Origin of the sequence: Sphingomonas gilva, from assembly GCF_003515075.1 — a bacterium.
Lineage (GTDB): Bacteria > Pseudomonadota > Alphaproteobacteria > Sphingomonadales > Sphingomonadaceae > Sphingomonas > Sphingomonas gilva.
The window spans coordinates 571,782-596,495 of the sequence record NZ_QWLV01000001.1 but is presented as its reverse complement, the minus strand read 5'-3'; the positions used below and the strand labels follow the sequence as shown (position 1 = coordinate 596,495).

General features: G+C 69.2%; 19 protein-coding genes. 6 read left to right on the top strand and 13 right to left on the bottom strand.

What is annotated here, in order from left to right:
• Positions 1–247 precede the first annotated feature (247 nt).
• Genes D1610_RS02865 through D1610_RS02855 form a run of 3 tightly spaced genes read right to left on the bottom strand, consistent with a single transcriptional unit; the run spans position 248 to position 2,054 of the window.
• Positions 248–859 carry a TetR/AcrR family transcriptional regulator gene (locus D1610_RS02865; protein ID WP_118862586.1) on the bottom strand — a complete coding sequence of 204 codons (612 nt, stop codon included), beginning with the start codon at positions 857–859 and terminating at the stop codon, positions 248–250.
• A 35-nt stretch (positions 860–894) separates the two neighbouring features.
• Positions 895–1,566, bottom strand: coding sequence for an anti-sigma factor family protein (locus tag D1610_RS02860; protein WP_118862585.1), 672 nt, complete (start codon positions 1,564–1,566; stop codon positions 895–897).
• The gene (locus tag D1610_RS02855; RefSeq protein ID WP_118862584.1) at positions 1,563–2,054 is read right to left on the bottom strand and encodes an RNA polymerase sigma factor; all 492 of its coding nucleotides are present in this window, start codon (positions 2,052–2,054) and stop codon (positions 1,563–1,565) included. The genes D1610_RS02860 and D1610_RS02855 overlap by 4 nt, the downstream gene beginning before the upstream one ends.
• A gap of 90 nt (positions 2,055–2,144) precedes the next feature.
• Here D1610_RS02855 and D1610_RS02850 point away from each other — a divergent pair, with 90 nt between their 5' ends.
• Both D1610_RS02850 and D1610_RS02845 read left to right on the top strand, forming a co-directional pair.
• On the top strand, positions 2,145–3,347 hold the full coding sequence (locus D1610_RS02850; protein ID WP_118862583.1) for a S8 family serine peptidase: 1,203 nt from the start codon (positions 2,145–2,147) through the stop codon (positions 3,345–3,347).
• An 89-nt stretch (positions 3,348–3,436) separates the two neighbouring features.
• A complete protein-coding gene (locus tag D1610_RS02845) occupies positions 3,437–4,246 on the top strand; it encodes a hypothetical protein (RefSeq protein WP_118862582.1) in 810 nt (269 codons plus the stop codon).
• Positions 4,247–4,329: 83 nt separating this feature from the next.
• Here the strand turns inward: D1610_RS02845 and D1610_RS02840 are convergent, their stop codons facing one another.
• From D1610_RS02840 to otsB, 3 genes are read right to left on the bottom strand one after another with little or no spacing between them, the layout of a single operon-like run.
• Complete coding sequence (locus D1610_RS02840; protein ID WP_118862965.1) at positions 4,330–5,709, bottom strand: alpha,alpha-trehalose-phosphate synthase (UDP-forming); 1,380 nt, start codon at positions 5,707–5,709, stop codon at positions 4,330–4,332.
• Complete coding sequence (locus D1610_RS02835; protein ID WP_118862964.1) at positions 5,706–7,487, bottom strand: glycoside hydrolase family 15 protein; 1,782 nt, start codon at positions 7,485–7,487, stop codon at positions 5,706–5,708. The genes D1610_RS02840 and D1610_RS02835 overlap by 4 nt, the downstream gene beginning before the upstream one ends.
• Positions 7,484–8,224 carry a trehalose-phosphatase gene (otsB, locus tag D1610_RS02830; protein WP_118862581.1) on the bottom strand — a complete coding sequence of 247 codons (741 nt, stop codon included), beginning with the start codon at positions 8,222–8,224 and terminating at the stop codon, positions 7,484–7,486. The genes D1610_RS02835 and otsB overlap by 4 nt, the downstream gene beginning before the upstream one ends.
• Positions 8,225–8,328: 104 nt before the next feature.
• Here otsB and D1610_RS02825 point away from each other — a divergent pair, with 104 nt between their 5' ends.
• Positions 8,329–9,516 carry a serine hydrolase domain-containing protein gene (locus tag D1610_RS02825; RefSeq protein ID WP_118862580.1) on the top strand — a complete coding sequence of 396 codons (1,188 nt, stop codon included), beginning with the start codon at positions 8,329–8,331 and terminating at the stop codon, positions 9,514–9,516.
• A 7-nt stretch (positions 9,517–9,523) separates the two neighbouring features.
• On the opposite strand, the gene D1610_RS02820 is transcribed toward D1610_RS02825, so the two are convergent.
• Entirely contained in the window at positions 9,524–12,505 is a 2,982-nt protein-coding gene (locus D1610_RS02820) for a TonB-dependent receptor domain-containing protein (protein WP_118862579.1), read from the bottom strand.
• Between the two features lie 216 nt (positions 12,506–12,721).
• Between D1610_RS02820 and D1610_RS02815 the strand changes: the two genes are divergently transcribed.
• The gene (locus D1610_RS02815) at positions 12,722–14,245 is read left to right on the top strand and encodes an MFS transporter (protein ID WP_245941950.1); all 1,524 of its coding nucleotides are present in this window, start codon (positions 12,722–12,724) and stop codon (positions 14,243–14,245) included.
• Positions 14,242–15,249: a serine hydrolase domain-containing protein gene (locus D1610_RS02810; RefSeq protein WP_245941948.1), complete on the top strand. Its 1,008-nt coding sequence runs from the start codon at positions 14,242–14,244 to the stop codon at positions 15,247–15,249. The genes D1610_RS02815 and D1610_RS02810 overlap by 4 nt, the downstream gene beginning before the upstream one ends.
• Positions 15,250–15,395: 146 nt before the next feature.
• Here D1610_RS02810 and dacB read toward each other — a convergent pair whose 3' ends face one another.
• On the bottom strand, positions 15,396–16,856 hold the full coding sequence (dacB, locus tag D1610_RS02805) for a D-alanyl-D-alanine carboxypeptidase/D-alanyl-D-alanine endopeptidase (RefSeq protein ID WP_118862578.1): 1,461 nt from the start codon (positions 16,854–16,856) through the stop codon (positions 15,396–15,398).
• Positions 16,857–17,189: 333 nt separating this feature from the next.
• Between dacB and D1610_RS02800 the strand changes: the two genes are divergently transcribed.
• Positions 17,190–18,503, top strand: coding sequence for an amidohydrolase family protein (locus D1610_RS02800; protein WP_118862577.1), 1,314 nt, complete (start codon positions 17,190–17,192; stop codon positions 18,501–18,503).
• 964 nt (positions 18,504–19,467) lie between these two features.
• On the opposite strand, the gene D1610_RS02795 is transcribed toward D1610_RS02800, so the two are convergent.
• The 5 genes from D1610_RS02795 to D1610_RS02775 all read right to left on the bottom strand — a co-directional run bounded on the left by D1610_RS02795 (position 19,468) and on the right by D1610_RS02775 (position 24,665).
• On the bottom strand, positions 19,468–20,718 hold the full coding sequence (locus D1610_RS02795) for a dicarboxylate/amino acid:cation symporter (protein ID WP_118862576.1): 1,251 nt from the start codon (positions 20,716–20,718) through the stop codon (positions 19,468–19,470).
• A complete protein-coding gene (locus D1610_RS02790) occupies positions 20,715–22,250 on the bottom strand; it encodes an N-acyl-D-amino-acid deacylase family protein (RefSeq protein WP_245941946.1) in 1,536 nt (511 codons plus the stop codon). Before D1610_RS02790 ends, D1610_RS02795 begins: the two co-directional genes overlap by 4 nt.
• Before the next feature lie 252 nt (positions 22,251–22,502).
• Complete coding sequence (locus tag D1610_RS02785) at positions 22,503–22,982, bottom strand: hypothetical protein (RefSeq protein ID WP_118862575.1); 480 nt, start codon at positions 22,980–22,982, stop codon at positions 22,503–22,505.
• A gap of 136 nt (positions 22,983–23,118) precedes the next feature.
• Positions 23,119–24,126, bottom strand: coding sequence for a FecR family protein (locus D1610_RS02780; protein WP_118862574.1), 1,008 nt, complete (start codon positions 24,124–24,126; stop codon positions 23,119–23,121).
• Entirely contained in the window at positions 24,123–24,665 is a 543-nt protein-coding gene (locus tag D1610_RS02775; RefSeq protein WP_118862573.1) for an RNA polymerase sigma factor, read from the bottom strand. The genes D1610_RS02780 and D1610_RS02775 overlap by 4 nt, the downstream gene beginning before the upstream one ends.
• Positions 24,666–24,714 lie beyond the last annotated feature (49 nt).

The following is a 24,714-nucleotide window of genomic DNA, read 5'->3' as shown; positions in this document are numbered from 1 at the left end:
GCGAATCCGTCTCGCATTGTTTGAAGAACTGCGACGCTTGCGCGCCTCGCAGCCGGACTAGGGTCCGGCTCTCGCTTGGTTCAGAAGCTTACGCATTCGCCTGTCCCTGTCGGCTTCCGATCGCGGCGTCGGCCGTCGATCATTCCATACCGAACGATATAGAAATCGTGCTGCGTTGCGTCAAGGCGTTTTCTATACCGCCCGGTATTTTTTGTCGATGAAAATCGTTTCGCGAGCGAAAAAAGACCTATTTGCTCGGCCACACCATCAGGCTGGTGTCGATCAGCCGCTCCAGCTCCGCCCGGCTCGCGCCCGCTCCCGCCTGCACCGCCATGCCCTGCAGGATCGCCAGCAGATAGGCGGTCAGTCCGTTGACGTCGACGTCCGCAGGCAGATCGCCTTCGGCTCTGGCGCGTTCCATCCGGTCCACCAACGCCTTCTTGGCGAAGGAACCGCGCGCAAGCACCTCCTGTCGGATCGATTCGGCCTCGGCGCCGCACGCGACCGAGCTGATCACGCCCAGGCAGCCGCGCGGGCCGCAGGGGTTGGTCTGGTTCTCCAGCCCACCGCGCAGCAGCCGCTCGGCGACCTCGCGCGCGGTCGGCGCGTCCATCGCCTCGCCGATATAATCGAGCTTCTCGCGCTCGTAGAGGTCCAGCGCCTTGCGGAACAGCGCCTCCTTGTTGCCGAACGCGGCGTAGAGGCTGGGGCGGGTGATGCCCATCGCCTCGGTCAGGTCGGTCAGCGAAGCGCCTTCATAGCCCTTGCTCCAGAACACGCCGAGCGCGGACGCGAGCGCCTCGTCGACGCAGAATTCGCGCGGCCGGCCGCGGTGGGCGATGCATTCGTCGTTTTTCATATCGAGCGGTATATAAGACGCGCGCGCAGAGAAATCTACTCCGCGCGCCAGCCCGCCTCACGCGCCGCCCTTTCCCCTGCGGCGTCGAGCGGTTCGCCCGCCATCATCGCCTGCGCCGCCGCAGCGATTCCGTTCGCGCCTGCCTGGCGATATTGCGTGTCTTGGCGCGGCACGGCGATCCAGTGGCGCTGCGTCCAGCCGTCGTCTTCGCGGCAGGCGATGCCCGCCGCCTCGGCCTGCTCGTAGCTGCGGCAATAGCGCCCGTCGCGGGCGCGGAAGCTGAGGCCGACGCGCGCCGCGGCGCCGGCCGGCTGGACGGAGGCGAGCTGCGTGTCGAGCGCCTGGGCAAGCTCGCCCGAAATGCGTGGGTCGAACCCGCTATCGGACGCGGGCAGCAATCCCCGCCCGACCACAAGCCCGATCGCCAGCGAAGCCGCCATAGCCAGCCCGGTCGCCCAGTGCCGGCGGCGCTCGCGTGTCGGCAACGGAACGACATTGCTGCGCAACATATCCGCCAGATGCCCAGGCACCGGCGCCGCCGCGACACGCGCATAGCTCGCCGCCACGCGCGCGGTCAGCAGGCGGTGCTGGCGGACCTGCTCGGCGAGCGCCGGATCGGCCTCGATCGCGCGCTCGACGCGCTTCGCCGCGAGATCGTCCAGCTCGCCGTCGGCATAGGCCATCAGCATCTCGGGATCGATCGTCATGCCGCTTCTCCCAGCTCGCGCATCAGCGCCTGACGCCCGCGCACCAGCCGCGAGGTGAGCGTGCCCATCGGCACGTCGAGCACCTCGGCGGCTTCCTTGTAGGCCAGCCCCTCGACCAGCACGAGCGCCACCGCCTCGCGCTGCTCGTCGGGCAAGCTCGCCATCGCGCGCGCGACGTCGCCCATCGCGACCTGCGCCTCGATCGCCGCGTCGCCGGCGTAGCCCGCCTGCTCGCCCGCCTCCTCCGGCGCCAGCACCTTCGCGCGGCGCGTGCGCGCCCTGCCCTCGTCGATCCAGATGTTGCGCATGATCCTGTACATCCAGCTATCCAGTCGCGTGCCGGGCCGCCACTGCGCGCGCGCTTTGAGGGCGCGCTCGAGCGAGGCCTGGCACAGATCGTCCGCATCCGCCGCATCTCTCGACAGCGACAGGGCGAACCGGCGCAGCCGGGGCAGCAGCGCCAGAAGGTCGGTTTCGAATCCGCGCATTCTCAGGCCATTCTCCCGGCTCTATGGATGAAACGACGGCATCCGAGCGTTTCATCCATAGAAATGAAGATTGTGTCACATGGGTAACGAATGCGCCTGCTGATCGCCTTGATCCTCGCAATTACCGCTGCGCCGCTGATCGCGCAGGTGGCGCTGCCCGGTGCGCGGCTGCCGCAGATCGGCGTTCCGCCGCTCGGCGAAATCCGGCAGCGGCTGGACGATACGGTGCGCGATGCCCGCAGGCTCGTCGCCGATCGCACCGATCGCCTCCGCGATTTCGTGCGACAGAACCGCGAAGCGGTCGAGATCGACGATCGCGGCGCGCCGGCGGTGCGCGGCGAGATCGTCGCGATGGGGATCGACGGCGCGGCCGAGGCGGCGCTGCTGCGCGCCGGCTTCGGCCTGATCGCGCGCGAGCGGATCGACGGGCTCGGGCTTGCCTTCGTCCGCTTCCGTACGCCGGACGGCGACAGCCTCGCCCGCGCACTGCGCGAGGCGCGGCGGATCGCGCCGGGCGCGGAGATCGGCGCCGACACGCTCCACTTCCAGTCGGGCGCATCGCCCGAGATCCCGGCCGCGCCGTTGGCGCAGGGGCGCGGCGCCCGGGCGGCGCTCGGGCTGATCGACGGCGGCGTCGCCCGCCATCCCTCGCTGACCGCGCCGGTCGAGCAGCGCGGTTTCGCCAGGGGCGGGCCGGCGCCGAGCGCGCACGGCACCGCCGTCGCCTCGCTGATCGCGGGCAATGGCAAGGTGAAGGGCGGCGCCCCCGGCGCGGCGCTTCGCGTCGCCGATGTCTATGGCCGCGATCCCGCGGGCGGCGGCGCGGTGGCGATCGCCCGTGCGCTCGGCTGGCTTTCGGCCAGCGGCACGCGAATCACGACGATCAGCCTGGTCGGCCCGTCGAATCCTTTGCTCGCCGCAGCCGTCGCCGCCGCGCAACGCCGCGGCATGACCATCGTCGCGGCGGTCGGCAATGACGGACCCGCGGCCCCGCCCGGCTATCCGGCGGGCTATCCGGGCGTCATAGCGGTCACCGCCGTCGACCGGCGGATGCGCGTGCTGCCCGAAGCGCAGGCCGCGGTGCATGTCGATTTCGCCGCGCCTGGCGCGGGCATCCGCGCCGCCGATGCCGATGGGGGCACGGTGCGCGTGCGCGGCACCTCCTATGCGGCGCCCCTGGTCGCGGGCGCGCTCTTCCGCGCGGGATCGCGCGCGGTGCTCGCGCGGATCGCCGAGCGCCCCTCGAAGGCCACCGGCGCCGGGATCGTCTGCGCGGATTGTCCCGCGCGATAAAATCCGCCCGCCGCCGGATGAAATCTCTCCGGGCGTCGTTCTCCAGATGCAGGGCGCCGCGATGCGCCCCCGGAATGAGGAGAATTTCAATGACCCGGCTTCTGATGAGCGGCGCGGCGATCGCGCTGGCGATGGTGGCGGCCCCCGCCTCCGCCCAGATTCTCGGCGGTGGTGGCGGACTGGGCGGCAGCCTCGGCGGCTCCTTGGGCGGCACGCTCGGCGGGCGGATGGATTCGACCATCGGCCGCACCACCTCGACGCTCGACGGCGCCGCCTCGACCCGCACCCGCGCGCGCGCCAGGCCCAAGGTCGATCGCCGCTCGGGCCGCGTCTCCGGAGACGCCGGCGGATCGGGCGGGCTGACCGGCACGGTCGACGGCGCCACACGCGGGATCGCCGGTGGCGCCAGCGGATCGGCCTCCGGATCGGCATCGGGCGGGGCGGCGGCGCAAGCGGTCGGCACGGACGACCTGCGCAACGCGACCCGCGGCGTGCGTCGCCAGGTGAACGGCGTCGGGCGCGATGCGCGCGGCATCGTCGACACCACCCGCAACGCCACCGACGCGTCGGGCAATATCGCCGGTGCGGGCGAACTCGGCGCTTCGGGCGGCATCGGCCGGCTCGCCGCCGAAGGCTCGGCCGCCGCGTCGGGTGAGGGCGCCTTCGCGGTCCGCCCGGGCATGATCGTGCGCGACGCGCGCGGCCGCACCATCGGCCGCGTCCGGTCGCTCAACAACATGGCCAACGGCACGGTGCGCGAGGTGCTGGTGCGCGTGCGCGGCGCCGACGTCGCCCTGCCCGCCGCCAGCCTCAGCGGATCGGCGAACGGCCTGGTCTCGGCGATGGACCGCGCGACCGTGCGCGGCATGGCCGAAGGCGCCGCGCGCGCCGACGATTGACCTCACGACATCGGGGTGACCCGAACTTCACCCCGCACTCGGCGCCGGCTCGCTCCTCCTGCATGCCGGCGCCACTTTTTTTCCTACGCCTCCAGCGCCGCCGCCTGCAGCGCATCGGTGAAGCGCCGGCGCCACCAGATCACGTCCTGCGTCCGGACATTGTCGAACATCGCCTGCCAGCGCTCGCGGCGTTCGGCGCGCGGCATGCGCAGCGCGCGGTCGATCGCGTCGGCGATGTCGTCGGCGCTGTAGGGGTTTATCAGCAACGCCTCGGGCAGCTGCGCCGCGGCCCCTGCGAAGCGCGACAGGATCAGCACGCCAGGATCATAGGGATCCTGCGCCGCGACATATTCCTTCGCGACCAGGTTCATCCCGTCCCGAAGCGGCGTCACCAGCCCGATCCGCGCGGCGCGGTACACGCCCGCCAGCACGTCGCGGCCATAGCCCTGGTTGACGTAGCGGATCGGCACCCAGTCGATATTGGCGTATTCGCCGTTGATCCGCCCCGACATCGCGTCGAGATGCTCGCGGATGTCGCGATAGCTCTTGACCGCGCTTCTCGAAGGCGGCGCGATCTGCAGCATATAGACCAAGGCGCGCCGGTCGGGATTCTTCTGCAGGAAGCGCTCATAGCCGGCGAAGCGCTCCTCCAGCCCCTTGGAATAATCGAGCCGGTCGACGCCGACGATCAGGCTGCGCCCCACCCCGCTTTCGAGCATCCGCATCTGCGCCGATTTCGCCGCCTTGCCGTTCGCCGCGGCGATGAACTCCTTGGCGTCGACGCCGATCGGGCAGGCGATCGCGCGGATGGTGCGCGCGCCCAGGGTGATCTCGTCATCGGGGCCAAGCGTCCCGTCCATCTCGTGGGTGACGTAGTGGCGAAAGGATTCGAGCCATTCCTCGGTCTGGAAGCCCACCACGTCATAGGCGAACAGCGATTCGACCAGCCGCCGGTGGTCGGGCAGCGCCACCAGCAGCCGCGTCGGCGGCCAGGGGATGTGGAGGAAGAACCCCATCCGGTTGGCGTGCCCGTGCTGGCGCAGCAGCCAGCCCAATGGGATCAGGTGATAGTCGTGCACCCAGACGAGGTCGTCCCCTTCCAGATGCGGGCTGACGATATCGGCGAAGGCGCGGTTGACGCGCTCGTACCCGCCCTGGAACTCGCGCTCGAACTCGGTCAGGTCCAGCCGGTAGTGGAACAGCGGCCACAGCGTCCGGTTGGCGTAGCCGTCATAATATTCCTCGATATCCTGCGCCGAAAGATCGGTGGTGGCGGAGGTGACGCCGTCATAGGTGGCGAAGCGCAGTTCGTGGTTGGGGCCGGTCTCCCCCGACCAGCCGAACCAGATGCCCGCATTCTCCTTGAGCGCCGCGGTCAGCGCGACCGCCAGCCCCCCTTGCGCGCCGCCGCTGTTGGCGGTGGGCGCCGAAACGCGGTTGGATATGACGATAAGGCGGCTCAGCGGATCGAACTCCAGGGTTTGCTCAGCATCGCTGCGCAGTTGATGATGCCGACAAGCGAATAGGTCTGCGGATAGTTGCCCCACAGCTCGCCGGTGACCGGGTCGATATCCTCGGACAGCAGCCCGGCCGCGGTACGCCTGCTCAGCATCTCCTCGAACAGCTGGCGCCCGTCCTCGGTCCGCCCGGTTGCGTGCAGCGCCTCGATCAGCCAGAAGGTGCAGACGTTGAACGCCGTCTCGGGCAGGCCGAAATCGTCCTCGGTCGCGTAGCGCAGCATGTGCGATCCGCGCCGCAGCCCCTCCTCCACCGCCGCCAGCGTGCCGCGGAACTTGGGATCGTCAGGCGACTGGAACCTCAGGTCCAGCAGCTGGATCAGGCTGGCGTCGAGATCGTCGCCGGAAAAGGTGGCGGACATGCGGTTGCTGTCCGCCCGCCAGGCCCGCTCGATGATCGCGTCGCGGATGCGGTCCGCGCGGTCCTGCCAGAAATCGCGCCGGCCGGGCAGGCCCAGGACGTGCGCCGCATTGGCCAGCCGGTCGCACGCCGCCCAGCACATCGCGCTCGAATAGGTGTGGACGCTCTGCCGCGTGCGCAGCTCCCACAGCCCGGCATCGGGCTGGTCGTGATTCGCCCAGGCGCGCTCGCCGACGCGCTCCAGCGCCTCGAAATCCTCCATGCCGGCGATGCGGAACAGCCGCTGGTCGAAGAACGCATGGACGCTGCACAGCACGATCTGGCCGTAGGCGTCGTGCTGCACCTGCTCATAGGCCTGGTTGCCGACGCGCACCGGCCCCATGCCGCGATAGCCCGCCAGGTCGGCCGCGACGCGTTCCTCCAGCACCGCCTCGCCCAGCACGCCGTAAAGCGGCTGGATATGCCCGCCCTTCGCCTCGTCGACGATGTTGCGAAGATAGCCGAGATAGCCCTCCAGCACGTCGAGCGCGCCCAGCCGATTGAGCGCCTGCACCGTGTAATAGGCGTCGCGGATCCAGCAGTAGCGATAGTCCCAGTTGCGCTGCGAACCGGCATGTTCTGGGATCGAGGTGGTCAGCGCGGCGACGATCGCGCCGGTCTCCTCATGCTGGCACAGCTTCAGGGTGATCGCCGATCGGATCACCGGCTCCTGCCATTCGAGCGGGATGGCGAGCCCGCGCACCCATTCCTGCCATTCGAGCGCGGTCTCGCCGAGCATGTGGTCGAGCGTCGCGGCGATGTCGCCGGAAAAGCTCTCGTCCGGCCCGAGGAAGAAGTGGAGCGGGCGTTCGAGGCGGAACGCGCGCTCCTCCGCCACCATACCGATCGGCGCGGTGGTCGACAGCCGCATCGACATGTCGTCGAGCAGGAAGCGGACATGGTTCGATCCGCCCGACCGGCTCTTGCATCCGCCGCCCCAGCCGCAGGTCGGCCGCAGCCGCACGCGTATGCGCGGGGATCCGGCGATCGGGCGGACGATCCGCGCGAAGGCGACCGGCCGATAGCTCCGCCCCGAACGCTGGAAGCGCGGGCAGAAGTCGATCACCTCGATCGCGTTCCCGGCCGCATCGGTGTGGCGGCTGACCAGGATCGGCGTGTTGCGGCGATAGGTCTGCTCCACGCTCACGCCGTCCTCCAGGTCGATCGCCCAATAGCCCGCATCAGGCGCATCGCCGCCCAGCAGCGCGGAGAACAAGGGATCGCCGTCGACGCGCGGCACGCAGCCCCAGACGAAGCGGCCGGCGCGGTCGACCAGCGCGCTGACCTGGCAATTGCCGATCGGCCAGAGATCGAGGTCGGTCATGCCGGGCACGCCGCGTCGAGCCAGGCGAGCGCCGCGGCGACATCGGGCAGGCGGTAGATCGCCGCGGTATCGCGCGCATCGCCGACCAGGACGCCCGCCCCGCCCAGCGCCGCGGCCGCGGCCATCGCCGGCTCGTCGGTCACGTCGTCACCGATGAAGACCGGGCGGGCGCCCGCCATCTCGGGCGCCTCCATCAGCGTCTTCAGCGCCGATCCCTTGTCCGCGCCGCCCAGCCGCACCTCGACCATCATCTTGCCGTGCTGCAGATAATGGCCGTCTCCCTCGGCGATCGCCGCCGCCAGCGCATGGCTCTCGGCCATCGCCTCGGGACGGTTGCGGTAGTGGAGCGCCGCGCCGAAGGGTTTTTCCTCGACTATCACGCCGGGGCGGCTGTTGGCGAAATGCTGCATCTGCGTCACAATACGCGAAAACCCCTCGGGTCGTTCCGGCACGTCGATCCGCCCGTCGGGCCAGCGTATCTCCAGCCCATGGCTGCCGGCGACCGCGAGCGAGGCGTCCCCGATCAGCGCATGGACGCCGTCGACCGGCCGGCCGGAGATGATCGCGATCCTTCCGTCCAGCAGGCGGGAAAGCCGGTGGAGCAAGGCGCGCAGGCGCGCGTCCACCGCCACCGCGTCGGGGCTCTCGGCCAGCTCGACCAGCGTCCCGTCGAAATCGAGGAAGAGCGCTGCGCCGGTCAGCAGGTCGGCGGGCGGGCGGGGTCGATCGGCGGCCATGGCCCCGGCACATGGCAAGCTAAGCCGCCTGGCGCAACCGCCGGCCATTTTGCGTCGGCGGCCGATCTTGGTATCGCCGCGGACATCTCGCGGGGGAGTCTGCCATGCGTTATTTGTTGCCCGTCCTTGGCCTCGCCGCCTGCGCGCCGGTTGAACGGTCGCCACCGCCGCCCGCGGGCGTCGCCACCGCCTGGGCGGCCTTCGACGCCCAGACGGTGCGGGAGAGCGGCGCGACTGGGCAGGCCGATCGCGCCGCCGCCCGCGCGCTGACCATCGACGATCCGGTGCGCGTCGCCTCGATCTCAAAGCTCGTCGTGGCGCTCGGCGTGATGCGCCTGGTCGAAGCGGGACGGCTCGATCTCGACGAGGACGTTTCCGAAAAGCTCGGCTGGTCCCTGCGCAACCCCGCCTTCCCCGACAAGCCGATCACGCTCCGGCTGCTGCTCTCCCACCGGTCCAGCCTGAAGGACGACGGCGAGGCCTATATCATTCCCATCGGCCAGACGGTGCGCGACCGGATGCGCGATCCCGCCAGCTTCGACGCACAGCACCCGCCCGGCAGCTATTTCCGCTACGCCAACATCAACTTCCCGGTGATCGCGACGGTGATGGAGAAGGCGACCGGCGAGCGTTTCGACCGGCTGATCCACGCCCAGGCGATCGCGCCGCTTGGGCTGGACGCCTGCTTCAACTGGACGATGTGCAGCGACGCGGCGGTCGCGCGCGCGGTGGTGCTCTACGATACCGACGGCAGCGTCCGGCTCGACGACCTCGGCGGGCGTCGGCCGCCCTGCCCGGTCTATTCGACTCCGGCCGGCGGCTGCGATCTGGCCGGCTACGTCCCCGGAACCAATGGCGGGCTATTCTCGCCGCAGGGCGGCCTGCGCATCTCGGCGCGCGGGCTCGCGACGATCGGCCGGCTGCTCGTCAACCGCGGCGTGCACGACGGCGAGCGCTTCCTGAGCGAAGCGAGCATCGACGCGATCCTCTCCCCCGCCTGGCGTTTCGACGGCGGCAATGGCGAGACCGATCAGGGCTTCTACTGCGCCTATGGCCTCGCCTCCCAGAGCCTGCCGGTGCCGGTGAAGGGCTGCAACGACGACCTGTTCGCCGGCCGCGCGATGGCCGGCCACGCCGGCAGCGCCTACGGCCTCCGCTCCGGTCTGTGGATCGATCCGAAGACACGCACCGGCATCGCCTTCTTCGCCACAAGCAACGGGGCCGACCCGCCCAGGGGCAGGTCGGCCTATACGCTGATCGAGGAACGCCTCGCGGCGAACCTCGGTCGCTGAGCGAATACTAGAACTTCACGTCCGCCAGGAAGGTGAACGCCCGCCCGCGCGGATCGGCGACGCGCGGCTCCCAGCTGCCGCCCGCGCCCGACAGGCCGTCATAGGTGATGGCGAAGGGCGGATCGGTGTCGAAGATATTCTTCACGCCGAAGGTCAGGCGCAGATGGTCGAGCGCGTTGAAGCCGACCGAGAGGTTGTAGGTGACATAATCGTCAACCCGCTCGTTATAGTCCGGCCGCTCCCTTCCGACGTCCGATATCGCGTAGTTCTCGTAACCGTTGCGGAACAGCTGCGAGAGCGAAATGCTCCAATCGTCGTTCGAATAGCTGACGAACGCATTGTGCTTCCACCTGAGGCCTAGATCGCCGGTGAAGGTGAACACGCCGATCAGGCTGTCGCTGAACGGCGCGTCCTGCGTCAGCTTCTCTCTCTTTTTGAGGAGATACGTACCGTCGAGACCGCCGGAGAAACGCCCACCGAGCGCATCGATCCCGCCGCGAACGGACACTTCGAGGCCTTGGGTGCGCCGCGCGCCGGCATTGGCCCATGTCGCATCTATCTCGACCAGCTCGCCCGCCGAGTTACGAATGAAACGCTCCGGGAACAGATTGTAGTTTTCCAGGAGTTGCCGGAAAGTCAGCTCCTGGATGGTGTTGTCGACATTGATAGACCACCAATCGACCGACGCGGTGAAATTGTTCGATGGCTGGAACACGACGCCCAGGCTGAATTGTTCGGCCGTCTCCGGCCCGAGCTCCGGGTTGCCGCCCGTAACGGTGTCCGGCGTGATCAGTTCGCAGCCGGCTTCAGCGGGATTGGGATTGGTCGGCTCGCTGCAGGTTTCCGGATCGGCGATTCGCGCACCCGTGTTGGTGATCGATATGGTGCGGCCATTGAATATCTGGTTGAACGTCGGAACGCGGAAACCGGTATTATAGGAGCCGCGGAACATGACCGCATCGATTGGCCGGAACTTGAACGACACCTTGGGATTGGTGGTCGTCCCGAAGCCGGTATAATCATCCACGCGTACCGCCCCGGTGATCTCCAGCTCCGGCAGGAGGGGGATCAGCACCTCCGCGTAGGCGGCCTTCACGGTGCGCTCCTTGGGGGTCAACGCGTTGATGTTGTCGAATGCCGCATTGAAGATGTCCGGCATACCCTCGGCCGCGGCGTCGGAGCCATTGAACTCATAGGTTTCCTCGCGGTAGTCGACACCCGCGGCAAGTTGGACGTCGCCGCCCCAGATCCCGAACAGCGGGCCCGAGACCGACGCGTCGAACTGCCTGACCTCATAGCGACCGCCGTACAAAGTCACGCCCTCGGCGGAGACCGAATCGAGCGCGGCCATCGCCTCGGGCGTCTGTGTGACGCTGAACGGATTGAGGATGCCGGCGTTGAACAGGCCGACGATGCCGGGGATGGTCGCGCCGGGGGCGGTTGGCGCCCGCGGATCGGGCCTCCCGCGCTCGGCGGTCGGCGCGGTCAGCACGCCGCGATAATGATAGCCCGTACCGAGCACCGAAGAGGATTCGCTGCGCGCATAGGAGGCGCCGGCGCGATAGTCCCAGCCGGACCAGAGCGGACCCTCGATGCCGAGCGCGCCGCGCAGCGTCTTGGTGTTGGTCACATATTCGCGCGGACCGCAGGCGATGCAGCGGAACCGGAACGCGATAGGCAAGCCATAGCGGGCGTCCAGCGCCGCCTGCTCCGTCGGATCGGGAAAGGCCGCCCGGATCGTGTTGAAGACCTGGTTGTAGGTCTCCCGGGTAAGGTCGTTGAGCGGATAGGCGATCGGCAGGTTGGTCGCGTTCGCCGAATATTGGTTATGGGAGAAGCTCTTCGCCGAGGTCGCGTCAGAGCCGGTGATCTCGGCGGAAATCTCATGTCCGCCGCCCAGGCGGACGACTCCGCGGCCGTAATAGGTCAGCGTCTCGATAGGCTGCTGGATCACCGCCGCGCGCCCCGTATCCCAGGCGCACGCATAGACGGCGGAGGGATTCTGCCAGAGCAGTTCGTCATAGGCCATGCCGCCGTCCATCGACTCGCAGCCCGCCCCGCCCGGAAGATCGAGGATGTTGATGCCGCCCCCGGTGGCGTCGGCGCCATTGGGAGCGGTGAGCGTCAGGCCGCCCAGCAGCGTGCCTTGAGGTGTCAGGAAGGTGTTGGGGCCGATGTCGAAGGCGGTTGCGATCGGCGGGCCGCGCGTGTCGATCGAAAGCCCGCGCTCGGGCTGGTTGCCGTTGACGAAATCGCGGTCGCTGCCGCGCAGGATCTGGTTCCAGCTCTTGCTGACGGCGCCCATGATATTGAAGCCGTCTTCGTCCAGATCGCCATAGCCGGCGATGCCCGACAGGCGGTAGATGTTGCCATCGCCCTGCTCGGTGATATCGGTGAAGCCGGTTGCGCCGATACCCTGGAAATCGGTGCGCGTGATGAAGTTGATCACGCCGCCCACCGCGTCGGTGCCGTAGATCGCCGACGCGCCGTCCTTCAGCACCTCGACACGCTCGACGGCGGAGAAGGGAATCTGGTTGACGTCGACCGCCGAGCCGCTGAGGCCGTGCGCCGCGACACGGCGGCCATTGAGCAGCACTAGGGTCGCCGCGGATCCTTGCCCGCGCAAGTTGGCCGTCGAAAGCCCATTCGTGCCGCGCTGCGCCCCCGTCACCACGTCCGAATTGGACGCGAGGTTGTCGGGACCCGTGCCATTGGTGCTAAGGAACATCAGCAGCTGCTCAGGATTGCTGATCGCGTTGCGCTGCAGTTCCTCCTGCGTGACGATCTGCAGCGGCAGCGAGCTGTCATTGGGATCGCGCCTGATCCGCGATCCCGTCACGATGATCCCGCCCTCGGCGTCGGCGTCCTGCGCGGTCGCCTCCTCGATCTCCTCGGGGGTCGATTGCGCGAAGGCGGCCGATCCGCCGCACAGGGCGGCGAGCGCGCTTCCCGTTGCCAGAATTCGCCGAAACGACAGTGATGTGCGCATGATCGTGCCCCCCGTTAGGCCTCGTCCGCCGGTTCGGCGGTCCGAAGAATGCGCAATAAGCAACAAATCTGTCGCACAAGGCTAGAGGCTATCGGCGGCTGTCTATAATTTTCTTTGGACAACCCATAGCTTTTGGGAAAGTCGCCGGCGCGCGGCGGTTGACTGTTGCCGCGCCGGGCCTGACCCTGTGCGCCGGCCAACGCGTCAGGAGCATGCATGAACCCACCCCTTGGCGACGCGGCGGCGATGCCGGCGGACGGCCATGCCCCCGCCCCGCCGGTCGGCGGCAACACGCGCAGGATGCTGCTGTTCGGGCTGCTCGGCTTTTCCGCCGGGCTGCCCTTCTACATGTTCTCGACCGTGCTCGCGCTGCGGCTGCAGGCGCACGGCGTGGCGCTCGCGATCATCGGCTTTTTCGCCTGGGTGCAGCTCCTGCCGACGCTCAAGTTCCTGTGGGCGCCGCTGCTCGACCGGTTCGACGTGCCGGGCTTCGGCCGCTTCTGGGGCAAGCGGCCCGGCTGGATCATGCTGGCGCAGCTCGGCATCTTCACCGCGATGGTGGCGATGGCGTTCACCGCGTCGGACGCCAGCCTCGCCGTCACCGCGCTGTTCGCGGTGCTGCTCGCCTTCTGGACGACGACGCTGGAGGTCGCCGCCGACGCCTGGCGCATCGAGCTCGCCCCCACCGCCGAACAGCAGGGGCCGGTCGCCGCGGCGACCCTGTGGGGCTATCGCACCGCGATGGTCGCGGCGGGCAGCGGCGCGCTGGTCATCGCCGACATGCCCGCCTGGGGCTGGACCGGCGCCTATCTCGCCATCGCTATCGCCGCCTTCCTGCCCTTCCCCATCCTCGCCGCGATGCGCCCGGGCGAGGGGGCGGGCGGAGGTCGCGCGGTGGCGCTCGCCACCGGCCTCGCCGCCACGCTCGCGATCCTGCTGGCGGTGCTCGCCGCCACCGCGGCGCTCGGCTGGGCGCTGCTCGCGCTGGCAAGCGGCGTCGGGCTCGACGGATCGGCCAACGTCACGCCCTATGTGCTCGCCGTCGCGATGCTGCCCTTCGTCGCCATGGCGGCGGCGCTGCCGCGCATCCGCCGCGCCCGCGCGGACAATCCGTTGCGCACCTCGACCGCGATCGGCCCCTATGTCGATTTCTTCTGGCGCTACGGCTACGCGGCGATCACCGTGATGGCGTTCGTCGCCATCTACCGCATGGGCGACGTGCTGGCGCTCTATTTGTCGAAGCCGATGATCAAGGGGCTCGGCTATTCGCTGACCGATATCGGCATCGCCGACAGCTATGTCGCGCTCATCGCCAGCATGGTCGGGGTCGGGATCGGCGGCTGGATGGCGGCGCGCTGGCCGCGCGGGCGCACGCTGCTCATCGGCGCGCTCGCCGCCGCGCTGGGCAACTTCGCCTTCGTCTGGCTGGCGCACCAGCCGGTCGGCACGCTGCCGCTGTTCGTCGCCACCGCCGCCGATCAGTTCGGCAACGGCCTCGCCGGCGCGGTGTTCGTCGTCTATCTCTCGCTCCTGGTGAACCCGCGCTTCGCCGGGGCGCAATACGCCTTTCTGTCGGGCTGGGCCTTCCTCCTTCCGCGCCTGCTGGCGGGCGCCGGCGGGCAGGTGGTCGAACGGATCGGCTGGGACGCCTTCTTCCTCGCCTCGGGCGTGGTCAGCCTCGCCGCGATCCTGTTCCTGCCCGCGATCGTCCGCGCCTGGCCGCGCGAGGACGATCGGTGATCGAAGCCGCCTTCGCCCCCGACGCGGCCGCCGTCGCGGACGGCCGCGTCCCCGGCGCGACGCTCGGCGTGGTCACCGCCGACGGGGCGCGCCATGTCCGCCATGCCGGCATGGCCGCGCTCGTGCCCGAACCAGAGCCGCTCACGCTAGACCACTGGTTCGATCTCGCCTCGGTCAGCAAGGTCGTCGCGACGACGATGACGGTCCTGCGCCTCGCCGATGAAGGCCGGATCGATCTCGACGCGCCGCTCACCACCGCGATCCCCGACCTGCGCCAATATGACGTGGCGAACGCGCTGGAGCGAAAGCTCACCTTCCGCGATTGCCTGGCGCATCGCACGCACCTGCCCGCGGTGGAGCCGATCTACACCTATGGCGACGATCCCGCGCGCCTGCGCGCCTTCGTCCTCCAGCGCGAATGGAAGGCGGGGCCGGCGGTCTATTCGGACATCAACTTCATCCTCCTCGGCATCGCGATCGAGCGGATCACCGGCGCCGGGCTCGATGCGCAGCCGCTCGGCCCCGGCCTCGCCTGGGGCCCGCCCCCCGGACCCGCGGTCGCCACCGAACGCTGCCAATGGCGCGGGCGCGTGCTGAAGGGTGAGGTGCATGACGAGAACTGCTTCGCGATGGGCGGGCGGATCGGCCATGCCGGGCTGTTCGGCACGGTGGACGGCGTGCTGGGCTTCGCCGCCGGGCTGCTCGACGGCAGCGGCGCCTCGCGGGCCGCGCTCGCGGCGATCCGCACGCCGGTCGAGGGCCACCGCACCTGCGGCTGGGAGATCCGCTTCCCCGGCTGGTCGGGCGGCCAGGCCTGCTCGGCGGGCACGATCGGCCATACCGGCTTCACCGGCACCGGCCTGTGGATCGATTTCGACCGCGGCCTCGCCTGGACCCTCCTCACCAATCGCGTCCACCCGACGCGGCACCGGGAGAGCGGCATCTTCGAATTGCGGCCGGCGACGGGGGACGCGGTGATCGCCGCGTTTCCGCGTCAGAGATAGTGGACGCACCCCCTGATCCGTTCGGGCTGAGCGCGTCGAAGCCCCGCTCTTCTTCCGCAAGTGCAGGAAAGAAGGACGGTCCTTCGACACGCTCAGGACGAACGGAGACAGCCATTGATCGCGCCCGGGGAGCGCGGTCGCCGCTCTCAGTTCTCGGCGGCGATCAGGTTGAGCGCGGCGTCGACCGCGCGCGTCGCGGCGGCGCCGCGGGGCATGTCGTTGGCGAAGCTGGAGAAGATCAGCGTCTGCCCGCTCGCCGCGGTCATGAAGCCGGAAAGCGCGGAGGCGACGGTGAGGGTGCCGGTCTTGGCGAAAACCCTCCCCTCCAGCGGCGTGCCGGCGAAGCGCCGCTTGAGCGTGCCGTCGACCCCGCCGATCGGCAGCGTCTCGCGATACGCCGCGCCCCAGGGCTGGTCGACGGTCCAGCGCAGGAACCGCGCCAGCCCGCGCGGGCTGATGCGGTTATAGGTGGACATGCCCGATCCGTCGGCGAAGTGGTAGCGCCACCGCTCGACCCCGGCGCGGTCGAGCATCGCCTGCGCCGCCGCGACGCCGTCGGCGATCGATCCGCTGCCGGCGACATGGCCCGCGCGGCGCAGCAGCAGCTCGGCGTGGAGGTTCTGGCTGACCTTGTTGGTCAGCGCCAGATCCTCCTTGAGCGGGGGCGGGGTGAGCTTCGCGAGCGCTTCGGGCTGGGGCGGCCGCGGGACCGGCGTGCCCTTGCGCGCCGCCGGATCGTCCGACGCCGACAGCGGCCGGTGGCGCGCCGCCACGCCGCCGACGACGCGCACGCCGCGCGCCTCGAGCAGCGCCTTCAGCCGCCACGCCGCGAAATGCGCCGGATCGTCGATGCCCAACCGCAGCAGCGCCGGCTCGGCCCCCGCCGCGATCGTGCCGGTGATCCGCAGGTCCCGGCTGTTCGGCAGCCGGTCGAAGGCCAGATCGGTCCCGCCGCTCGCGACCGTCGTCACGCGGTTGTCGATCGTGAAATAGGGATAGCCGGCAATCTCCGGCCGCTCCCCGACGGCGCCCGGCGACACGCGCAGGTGCAGCTCGTTGTCGTCCAGGTTGAGCGCGGATGCGGCGGTGCCCGATCGCGTCGGGATGTCCTCCCAGCTCATGCCGGGGCCCCAGCGCTCGTCGGGGAACAGGCTGTCGTCGCCGATCACGTCGTCGACCGTCCGCACGCGCGCGGCGACCGCGTCGGCCAGCATGGCGAGGCAATTGGCCACGCACTCCGCCGCGCTCGACAGCCGCGTATCGCCATGCCCGATCAGCACCACGTCGGGCGGACCGCCGCCCTCCTCGTCCAGCCGCACCGCCGCGCCGCCGGTCCGATCGGGCTGGTCGTAAGGCAGCATGTCGAACGCCACCGCCGTGCTGATCAGCTTGGTGTTGGAAGCCGGCGCGAAGCGGTCGTCGGGCGCGATCGAGACGATCTCGCGCCCGTCCATCGTCATCACCACCAGTCCGAAGCGCGTGCCCGGCCCGGCCTCGCGCAGCACCTGCTCGACACGCTCCCGCAGCGGCGCGTCCTGCGCCGGAGCGGGCACCGCAAGGACGAACAGGAGAGCCGCCAGCGCGGCGCGAATGTGGATTGCCCCCATGCGCGCGAGCCTAAGGCGTGTCCGTCGTTGATGAAAACCCCAAATTCCGTCACCCCGCGAAGGCTCCTGAACGGGATTGGGATCATATGGTCGCAACCCCCTCTGAACCGTCACCCCGGACTTGTTCCGGGGTCCATCTCTCCACCTGCGAGCCACCCGCTTGGGGCACGATGGATGCCGGAACAAGTCCGGCATGACGAATTGGGGTGGTGACTTCGCCGTGGCGACGGGAACTGGCTCACTTCAATCGAAGTCCCGCCAGAGGGAAATTCTGCGGGTTCAGCTCGCCACCAAACTCTCACCAGCACATGCGCGCAGCAAGGAAATGACAGAATGATCCGCACCGCCCTGGCGCTTCTCGCCGCGTTTCTCGTCGCCGCGCCCGCTCCCGAAGCTTCGACGCTGATCCGCGGCGCGCATGTGTTCGACGGCGCCGGCTCGCCTGCGCAAGTGCGCGACGTGCTGATCCGCGACGGCAGGATCGCGGCGGTTGAGCGCGATATCAACCCGCCGCTCGGCGCGCGCGTGATCGACGCGGCGGGCATGACCCTGCTCCCGGGGCTGCACGATCTCCACATCCACACCCGCAGCCAGGTGTTCGAGAATGCCGACACGCTCGCGCGCGGATTCGCGCCTTACGTCGCGAGCGGGGTGACCTCGATCAACGAATATTCGGTCAACCGGGAGATGCTGCCGCGCATCCGCGCCATCGTCGCGGGCGGGCGTGTCGACGCGCCACACCTGCAGCTCGCGCTCAGGATGGGCGTGCCGCACGGCCACGGCACCGAATCGGACTTCACCAACAGCATCACCGCGCAGGTGACGACGCCCGACGAGGCGCGCGCGGCGATGGCGGCGCTGCTCCCGCACCGGCCAGACGTCATCAAGGTCTTCACCGACGGCTGGCGCTATGGCCGCGACGAGGATCGGCCCAACATGGACCTGCCGACGCTCTCCGCCATCGTCGAGGCGGCGAAGCGCGCGCATGTGCCGGTCGTGACGCACACGGTGACGGCGGACGGCGCGCGAATCGCCGCGCAGGCGGGCGTCGACGCGATGGTCCACGGCATCGGCGACACCCTGGTCGATCACGCGCTGGTCCAGCTGATGAAGCGCCGCGGCCTCGCCTATGTGCCGACGCTGGTGGTCTATGAACCCCAGCAGGACCGCGAGTTCCTGCCGCAGGAATGGAAGCTGGTGCGCCCGCGCGGCAAGGCGCGCGAGGCAGAGCGCGACGCGAAGCCGGTCGCCCCGATCCCCACCTATGAATCGCGCCGCTGGCGGATCATGCAGGAGAATGTCCGGCGGCTGAAGGCGGCCGGCGTGCGCATCGGCGTCGGCACCGACGCCGGGATCGGCGGCGTCTATCACGGCTGGGCGACGATCCGGGAGATCCGCTGGCTGGTGAAGCTGGGCTTCACTCCCGCGGAGGCGCTGAAGGCGGCGACCAGCGAGAGCGCGCTGATCATCGGCAAGGGCGATATCCAGGGCCGCATCGCCCCCGGCCTCAACGCCGATCTGCTGCTCGTCGGCGGGCGGCCCGATCAGCGGATCGAAGACCTCTACGACGTCCGCCACGTCTTCGTCGGCGGCCGCGAACTGTCGCTCCCCGCCGCAAGAGCCGCGCTGGCGGCTGACGCGCCCTGAGGGGGGGAACGCCATGCGGCCCATAAGCTCCCCTCCCTGAAAGGGAGGGGTCGGGGGTGGGTGCGCGCGTCTGCGCGCCCAAAAGACTCGGGGAACCGTCGGCCGAACGGCGTCAAGCGAGGCATTGAGCCTCACTCGACGCCAACCCGCCCTCCACCTCTTCCTTTCAGTGAGGGAAGAAGTTGAATGTCGATCCGACCTAGGGTCCAAACTCAATTAGAACAGGGTCGTGACGGAGCGGATTTTGGCGCCAGGCTAGGAGCAAGGAGGGAGCGATGCCATAGCATCGTGACCGACGCGCGGCCGGGCCCCCGCAAAGTAATACTTTGCGGGGAGCCCCGACGCCGCATGGCGCCAAAAGCCGCCCGCCGCCGGAGGCGGTCGCCCGGAGAAGCCCGCTGGATGTGCAGGTGGAACGATGCCCCGCATCGTTCCAGCCGTGTCCGGGGGACACGGCGGCCTGCACATCCGTCGCTTGCTTGCGCGTAGCTTCGGCTACGCGACTGCGCTGTGCTCCTTGCCAGCGGGCTTCTCCGGGCGATCACGATCCCTGTTCTAATTGAGTTTGGACCCTAAGCCTCGGCTGCGCCCGATAGACTTTCTCGTTCAGTCCCCCCAGGCGCGCCTCTGCCCGACCACCATTCATTCGCGACCGCCCAAAAAATCGCTGTCCTACATGCGCATGATCTGCGATTCTGCGGCTTGGCTCTTTGACATGACGACCGCGCAACTCGGCATTCGAGTCTGCCGGATGTTTTCACGTTCGAGCTTGGCCTGATGGGACCAAGCAACGATGTTACAAGTCAGCGCAACGAAACTGCAAGACTCCTGCGACTTATGCGACGCACGCATCGGGCGTTTACCGGATTGGCGGGCGGGCCGACATTCACAAGCCCAATTCCAACCAACCTTGAAGGGTGCGGTATGTCGGCGACTCGGTCCCGCCGCGCCTTGTGCCGAACGGCTACGCCTCGGGCCGCGCGCGATAAACCTCTTCGTCCAGCTCGCCCTCCCAACGCGCGACCGTCGTCGCGACGGTCAGGTTGGCGCTGGCGCTCGGCACCGTCCGGGTCATGTCCAGCAGCCGGTCGAACGGCAGCACGAAGCCCACCACCAGCGCGGTCTGCTCGGGCGCGACGCCCACCGCCGAGAGCACCGCGGCGAGCATGAACAGCGATGCGGAGGGCACCGGCGCGGTTCCGAATGCCGCGAGCGCGCCGGTCAGCAGCACCGTCGCGTACACCAGCGGCGTCATCGCGACGCCGAACGCCTGCAGCGCGAACAGGCTGAGCAGGCCGACATACATCGCCGTCCCGTCCTTGCCGATGCTCGCGCCCAGCGGCAGCACAGTCGAATAGATCGATCGGCCCACGCCCAGATTGTCGCCCGCGACCCGCATCGCCACGGGCAGCGTCGCGCCGCTCGACGCGGTCGAGAAGGCGACCGCCAGCGCGTCGACGATGCCGCGGAAGAAGGGCGGCGCCGGCAACCGCGCCAGCAGCCGCAGGATCAGCGAGTGCACCACCACCATCTGGATCAGCGATCCCGTCACCACCGCCAGCGCCAGCCAGCCGACATTGACGAACACCGCCGCGCCATTGGCCGCGACCGCGTTGGCGATCAGCGCGAAGACGCCGAACGGCGTCGCCTCCATGACGATGCCGACGACGCGCAGCAGCACCGCCGACAGCGATTGCAGCCCGCGCGCGAAGGGCTTGCCGGCGTCGCCCGAGAGCACGGTGCCGACCCCCATCAGGATCGCGACGAAGATCAGCGCGAGCATGTCGCCTTCGGCCAGCGCCTCGACGATGTTCAGCGGGATGATGCCGACCAGCTGCTCATAGGGCGTCACCGGCTCGCCGAAGGTGTAGGCGGCCGCGGTGCCCAGCGGCGCGCCTGCGCCCGGCCGGATCACCGTCGCCACCGCCATGCCGACCGACACCGCGATGAAGGTGGTGAAGGCGAACAGCCCGATCGTCCGCCCACCCAGGCTCCCCAGCCGCTTGGGATCGGCGAGCGAGGTGATGCCCGCGGCGATCGTCACCAGCACGATCGGCGCGACCAGCATGCGGATCGCGCGGACGAACAGATCGCCGATGAACGCGACCGACGGCGTCGCCTCCGGCCAGACCAGCGCGAAGAGCAGGCCCAGGAACAGGCCCGCCAGCACCCGCTTCCACAGGGCGATGGCGAACCAGGCGCGGACAAGCCTCACGGACAGCTGCCGGCGGGCGGCTCATGAGCAAGCGCACGTCCCGCCGCGGCGCCGGTGGGCTTGCCCCCATCGACCGCGATCACGCCGTTGACCACCACCGTCCGCACGCCCGTCGCGAGCAGCTCGGGCTGCTCATAGGTCGCGCGCGCGGCGAACGTCTGCGGATCGAACACCACCACATCGGCGAACGCGCCCGGCCGCAGATGCCCCCGGCCCTTGAGCTCGAAGCTATCGGCGGTCAGCGCCGAGCTGCGCTCGATGAACTGCCTGAGCGTCAGCACGCCGTCGGCCTTGACATACTTCGCATATTTGCGCGCGAAGCTGCCATAGACGCGCGGGTGGCCGGTCGACGCGTCCGATCCGGTCATCACCCAGGGCTGGCGCATGAAGGCGGCGATGTCCGCCTCGGTCTGGTTGAACGACGCGACCGACGGATCGTGGATGCGGATCATCGCGATCGCGGCGGTGACGGCGTCCTCGCCGCGCCGTGCGGCGATCTCGGCGAGCGTCCGCCCCTTCTCCGCGCCTTCCGTGATCAGCAGCGCCTTCGCCCCGCCGCGCTTGCGCAGATTCTCGGTGATGTCGCGGCGCAGCCGCTCGGCGAGCGCCGGATCGTCGAACCGCTTGAGCAGCGCGGCCCGCCCGCCGTCCTGCGCCCAGAGCGGCACCAGCGCGGCGGCGAGGCTCGTCCCAGAGGCGGACCAGGGATATTGATCGGCGGTCACCTCCTGCCCCGCGCGGCGCGCGGCCTCCACCTTGGCGATGATCGCGCCCGCCTGGCCGTGCACGTCGACGCCCAGCGCCTTGATGTGGCTGATATGCACCGGCAGCCCGGCTGCGCTGCCGATGCCGATCGCCTCGTCGATCGCTGCGCCAAGCCCGATATTATAGCTCGATTCGTCGCGGATATGGCTGTCATAGGTGCCGCCCCGCGCGCCGGCCTCGCCCGCCAGCGCCACGACCTCGGCCGTCTTGGCGAAGCTTTGCGGCGCATAGAACAGCCCGGTCGAAAGCCCCAGCGCGCCCTCGCACATCGCCTTGGCGACAAGCCCGCGCATTTCCTTCAGCTCGGCGTCGGTCGGGTCGCGCCGCTCGGCCCCGATCACCTGCCTGCGCACCGCCCCGAAGCCGATATAGCTGGCGTAGTTGACCCCGACCGGCTTGTCCTTCGCGCGCGCCAGCGTGGCCGCGACATCGGGATCGCCGCCGCCGTCATTGCCGATGAACGCGGTCGTCACGCCCTGCATCAGGAAGGGCAGCACCAATCGTTCGCGCGCCTCGTCGGATGCGAGCATGTCGCCCGCATGGGTGTGCGGATCGATGAAGCCCGGGGCGACGATCATGCCCTTGGCGTCGATGACGCGCCTGGCCTGGATGTCCGAGTTCGGCCCGACATGGCGGATGCGATCGCCCATGATGACGACGTCGCCGACGAACGGCGCCGCCGAACCGGTATAGATCGTGCCGCCGCGTATCACGAGATCGGCGGGTTCGGGCGCGGCGCCGATCGTCGCCAGAGCCGCGCATGCCAACAAGAACCTGAAGATCGCATTCCTCCCCGAAAGGCCGGCGGCGAGGAGCGATGGATCGCCGCCGCCCTGACACGTTGCCAGGCCGATCCTCCCGAAGCCGGCACTGCCCGTCAAGCGCGAAGGAAAATCAATGCCTGCCGGACCTTGACGCCGGGCAGACGGCGCATAGCCGCACACGCAACAGCGCCGGCCGCCGCTTCGTCCGGGGAGGGCCGAAGCGCGCGCCGGCGCTGAGCTTACGCCGATCAGGCGTCAGGGGATGGTGAACGAGATCGCAGGCGAGGTGCTCACCGTACCATTCACCACGCATGGCGCGCCGCCCGCCGGATCGGACGGAATGGTCGCATTGTTGAAGGTAATCTGCCCGGTCGACTGATTGAACGAGCCGGTCAGGTTTCCGCGGCAATTGCCGGTGACCCCAACAGCGCGCACATCGACGATGGTGATCGAGCTGGTGCTCGCCGACGTGACTGCATAGGGAAGGCCGCTGAACGTGATCGAGCCGCACAGACCGAGCATTCCGCCGGACAGGGAGAGGCCGGTGATCGTCGCGGTGCCGCCGGAAACGGTTCCGGTTCCCGACATCGTGCAGGTCAGCGTGATGCCCTTCGACACGGTGACGGTGCCGTTCAGCGTATGCGGTCCCTCAGGCGAGAATGTCTGCGCCGATGCGCCGCCCGCCAGGGCGATGCTTGCCACGGCCCCGATGCAGAATGTCTTGAAGCTTTTCATGACAGTTCCTCTCTCTGTTTCGCGCGAACGCTTGGTTGCGTCGCGTCGTCGGGAATGGTCGTTCCCGTAACGATTGACGCGAGGCGATCCGCCGCGGGGGGATAGGTCATGAAGAATATTGGATATGGAAATGGAGCTATTCGGCAGCCATTTCGATCCGATCTGGACTGATCTCGACGATGCGGGCGAAGCCGTTCAGCTCCATCGCCTGGGCGAAGCTGTCGACATCGCCTGCGCGGAATACGCCGACGATCCGCTCGTCGGGCACGCGCCCGGCCTGGAAGACCAGCTTCCGTTCCGAATAACGGTTCATCTCCTCGACCGCCTCGGCCAGCGGATCGCGCATGAAGGTCAGCCGTCCGTCGAGCCAGCTGGTCTCCCGTACCGCATCGACCCGGTTGACCGTCCAATTGTCGTCGGTGCTGGCGATCAGTTCGGCGCCGGCGGTCATCTCGGCGCTGTGGCCGGGCTTGAAGAAGGCGCGCGGCTCTTCGACCCGCACCCGGCCCTCGACCAACGTGACGGTCACCTGCTCGCCATCCAGCCTGACCCCGAACGCCGTGCCGAGCGCGCGCACCGTCTTGTCGCCCGCCTTCACCTCAAAGGGTCGCGACGGGTCCTTCGCGACCTTGAAGAAGGCGCGCCCGCGCTCGAGCGAGAGACTCCGCGTCGACCCCATGGCGAGCACGCGGACCTCGGAATCGGTGTCGAGCGTGACGACCGAACCATCATCGAGCGTCAGCGTCGTGCGCTGGCCCAGCCCGGTCCGGAATATCTGCGCATCGGCTACGCGCACGTCGCCGAGATCGCCCACCATCCCCGAATCGCGCACCGCCCAGGTGCTGGCGAGCGCCAGCAGCATCGCCGCGGCGATGCCGGTGATCCGCCACCAGCCCCGTCCGCCGGAATAGTCCTTCGCGTCTTCGGCGCGCACGGCGACGATCTGCGGGTCCTCGGCCACCGCGCCGGTCAACGCCCAGATGCGTTCGAGCCGCAGCCAGGCCTCCTGATGCGCCGGGCTCTCGTCCAGCCAGGCGCGGAAGCCGCGCTCCTCGGTCGGGGTCATCTCGCCCGAACGGCGCAGCGCGAACCATTGCGCGGCGGTGGAGCGGATCGCTTCGCGCTCGGGCGCCGGCGCGCTCATGCCTCCGCCTCCATCTGCTCGGCGATCCGGACGAGCGCGCGGTGGATGAGCTCCTTCACCGATTCCTTGGAAATGCCCATGCGCTGGGCGATCGATTGATAGGTCATGTTCTCGAATCTGTGAAACTGGAAGGCGGCGCGCGCGCGCGGCGGAAGCGCCACGATCGCCCGCACTGCGCGGGCATATTCCTCGCTGCCGATGGCGATGCGTTCCGGCGAGAGATGGTCGACCGGCTCGTTCATCCCCTCGAGCGTCTGATGGAACGGCCCACCCCTGGCGCGGTCGCTGCGGTGGCGGCTGACCAGGACGTTGCGGGCGACGGTGAACATGTAGCGGTCGACATTGTCGATCGGCGTGTCGCGCCGCGCGGCGTGCAGGCGAAGGAACACCTCCTGCACCAGATCGTCGACTTCGATGTCGCCCACCCGGCGTCCGAAATAGCGGCGCAGCGCGGGACCATAATGCGCCAGCCACACGGCCAGATCGGGTTCCCCAACCTGCCGGCGATCGGTCACTGGATGGTCCAGCTGTTCGAGCATGCCCCACGAAACTCCATCGCGCGGTCACGCTTGTAGCATCTACCCCACG

Bases quoted from the DNA above. Each gene is read 5' to 3' on its own strand.
- D1610_RS02865 (WP_118862586.1), bottom strand. From the start codon at position 859: ATGAAAAACGACGAATGCATCGCCCACCGCGGCCGGCCGCGCGAATTC.
- D1610_RS02860 (WP_118862585.1), bottom strand. From the start codon at position 1,566: ATGACGATCGATCCCGAGATGCTGATGGCCTATGCCGACGGCGAGCTG.
- D1610_RS02855 (WP_118862584.1), bottom strand. From the start codon at position 2,054: ATGCGCGGATTCGAAACCGACCTTCTGGCGCTGCTGCCCCGGCTGCGC.
- D1610_RS02850 (WP_118862583.1), top strand. From the start codon at position 2,145: ATGCGCCTGCTGATCGCCTTGATCCTCGCAATTACCGCTGCGCCGCTG.
- D1610_RS02845 (WP_118862582.1), top strand. From the start codon at position 3,437: ATGACCCGGCTTCTGATGAGCGGCGCGGCGATCGCGCTGGCGATGGTG.
- D1610_RS02835 (WP_118862964.1), bottom strand. From the start codon at position 7,487: ATGACCGACCTCGATCTCTGGCCGATCGGCAATTGCCAGGTCAGCGCG.
- otsB (WP_118862581.1), bottom strand. From the start codon at position 8,224: ATGGCCGCCGATCGACCCCGCCCGCCCGCCGACCTGCTGACCGGCGCA.
- D1610_RS02825 (WP_118862580.1), top strand. From the start codon at position 8,329: ATGCGTTATTTGTTGCCCGTCCTTGGCCTCGCCGCCTGCGCGCCGGTT.
- D1610_RS02820 (WP_118862579.1), bottom strand. From the start codon at position 12,505: ATGCGCACATCACTGTCGTTTCGGCGAATTCTGGCAACGGGAAGCGCG.
- D1610_RS02815 (WP_245941950.1), top strand. From the start codon at position 12,722: ATGAACCCACCCCTTGGCGACGCGGCGGCGATGCCGGCGGACGGCCAT.
- dacB (WP_118862578.1), bottom strand. From the start codon at position 16,856: ATGGGGGCAATCCACATTCGCGCCGCGCTGGCGGCTCTCCTGTTCGTC.
- D1610_RS02800 (WP_118862577.1), top strand. From the start codon at position 17,190: ATGATCCGCACCGCCCTGGCGCTTCTCGCCGCGTTTCTCGTCGCCGCG.
- D1610_RS02785 (WP_118862575.1), bottom strand. From the start codon at position 22,982: ATGAAAAGCTTCAAGACATTCTGCATCGGGGCCGTGGCAAGCATCGCC.
- D1610_RS02780 (WP_118862574.1), bottom strand. From the start codon at position 24,126: ATGAGCGCGCCGGCGCCCGAGCGCGAAGCGATCCGCTCCACCGCCGCG.
- D1610_RS02775 (WP_118862573.1), bottom strand. From the start codon at position 24,665: ATGCTCGAACAGCTGGACCATCCAGTGACCGATCGCCGGCAGGTTGGG.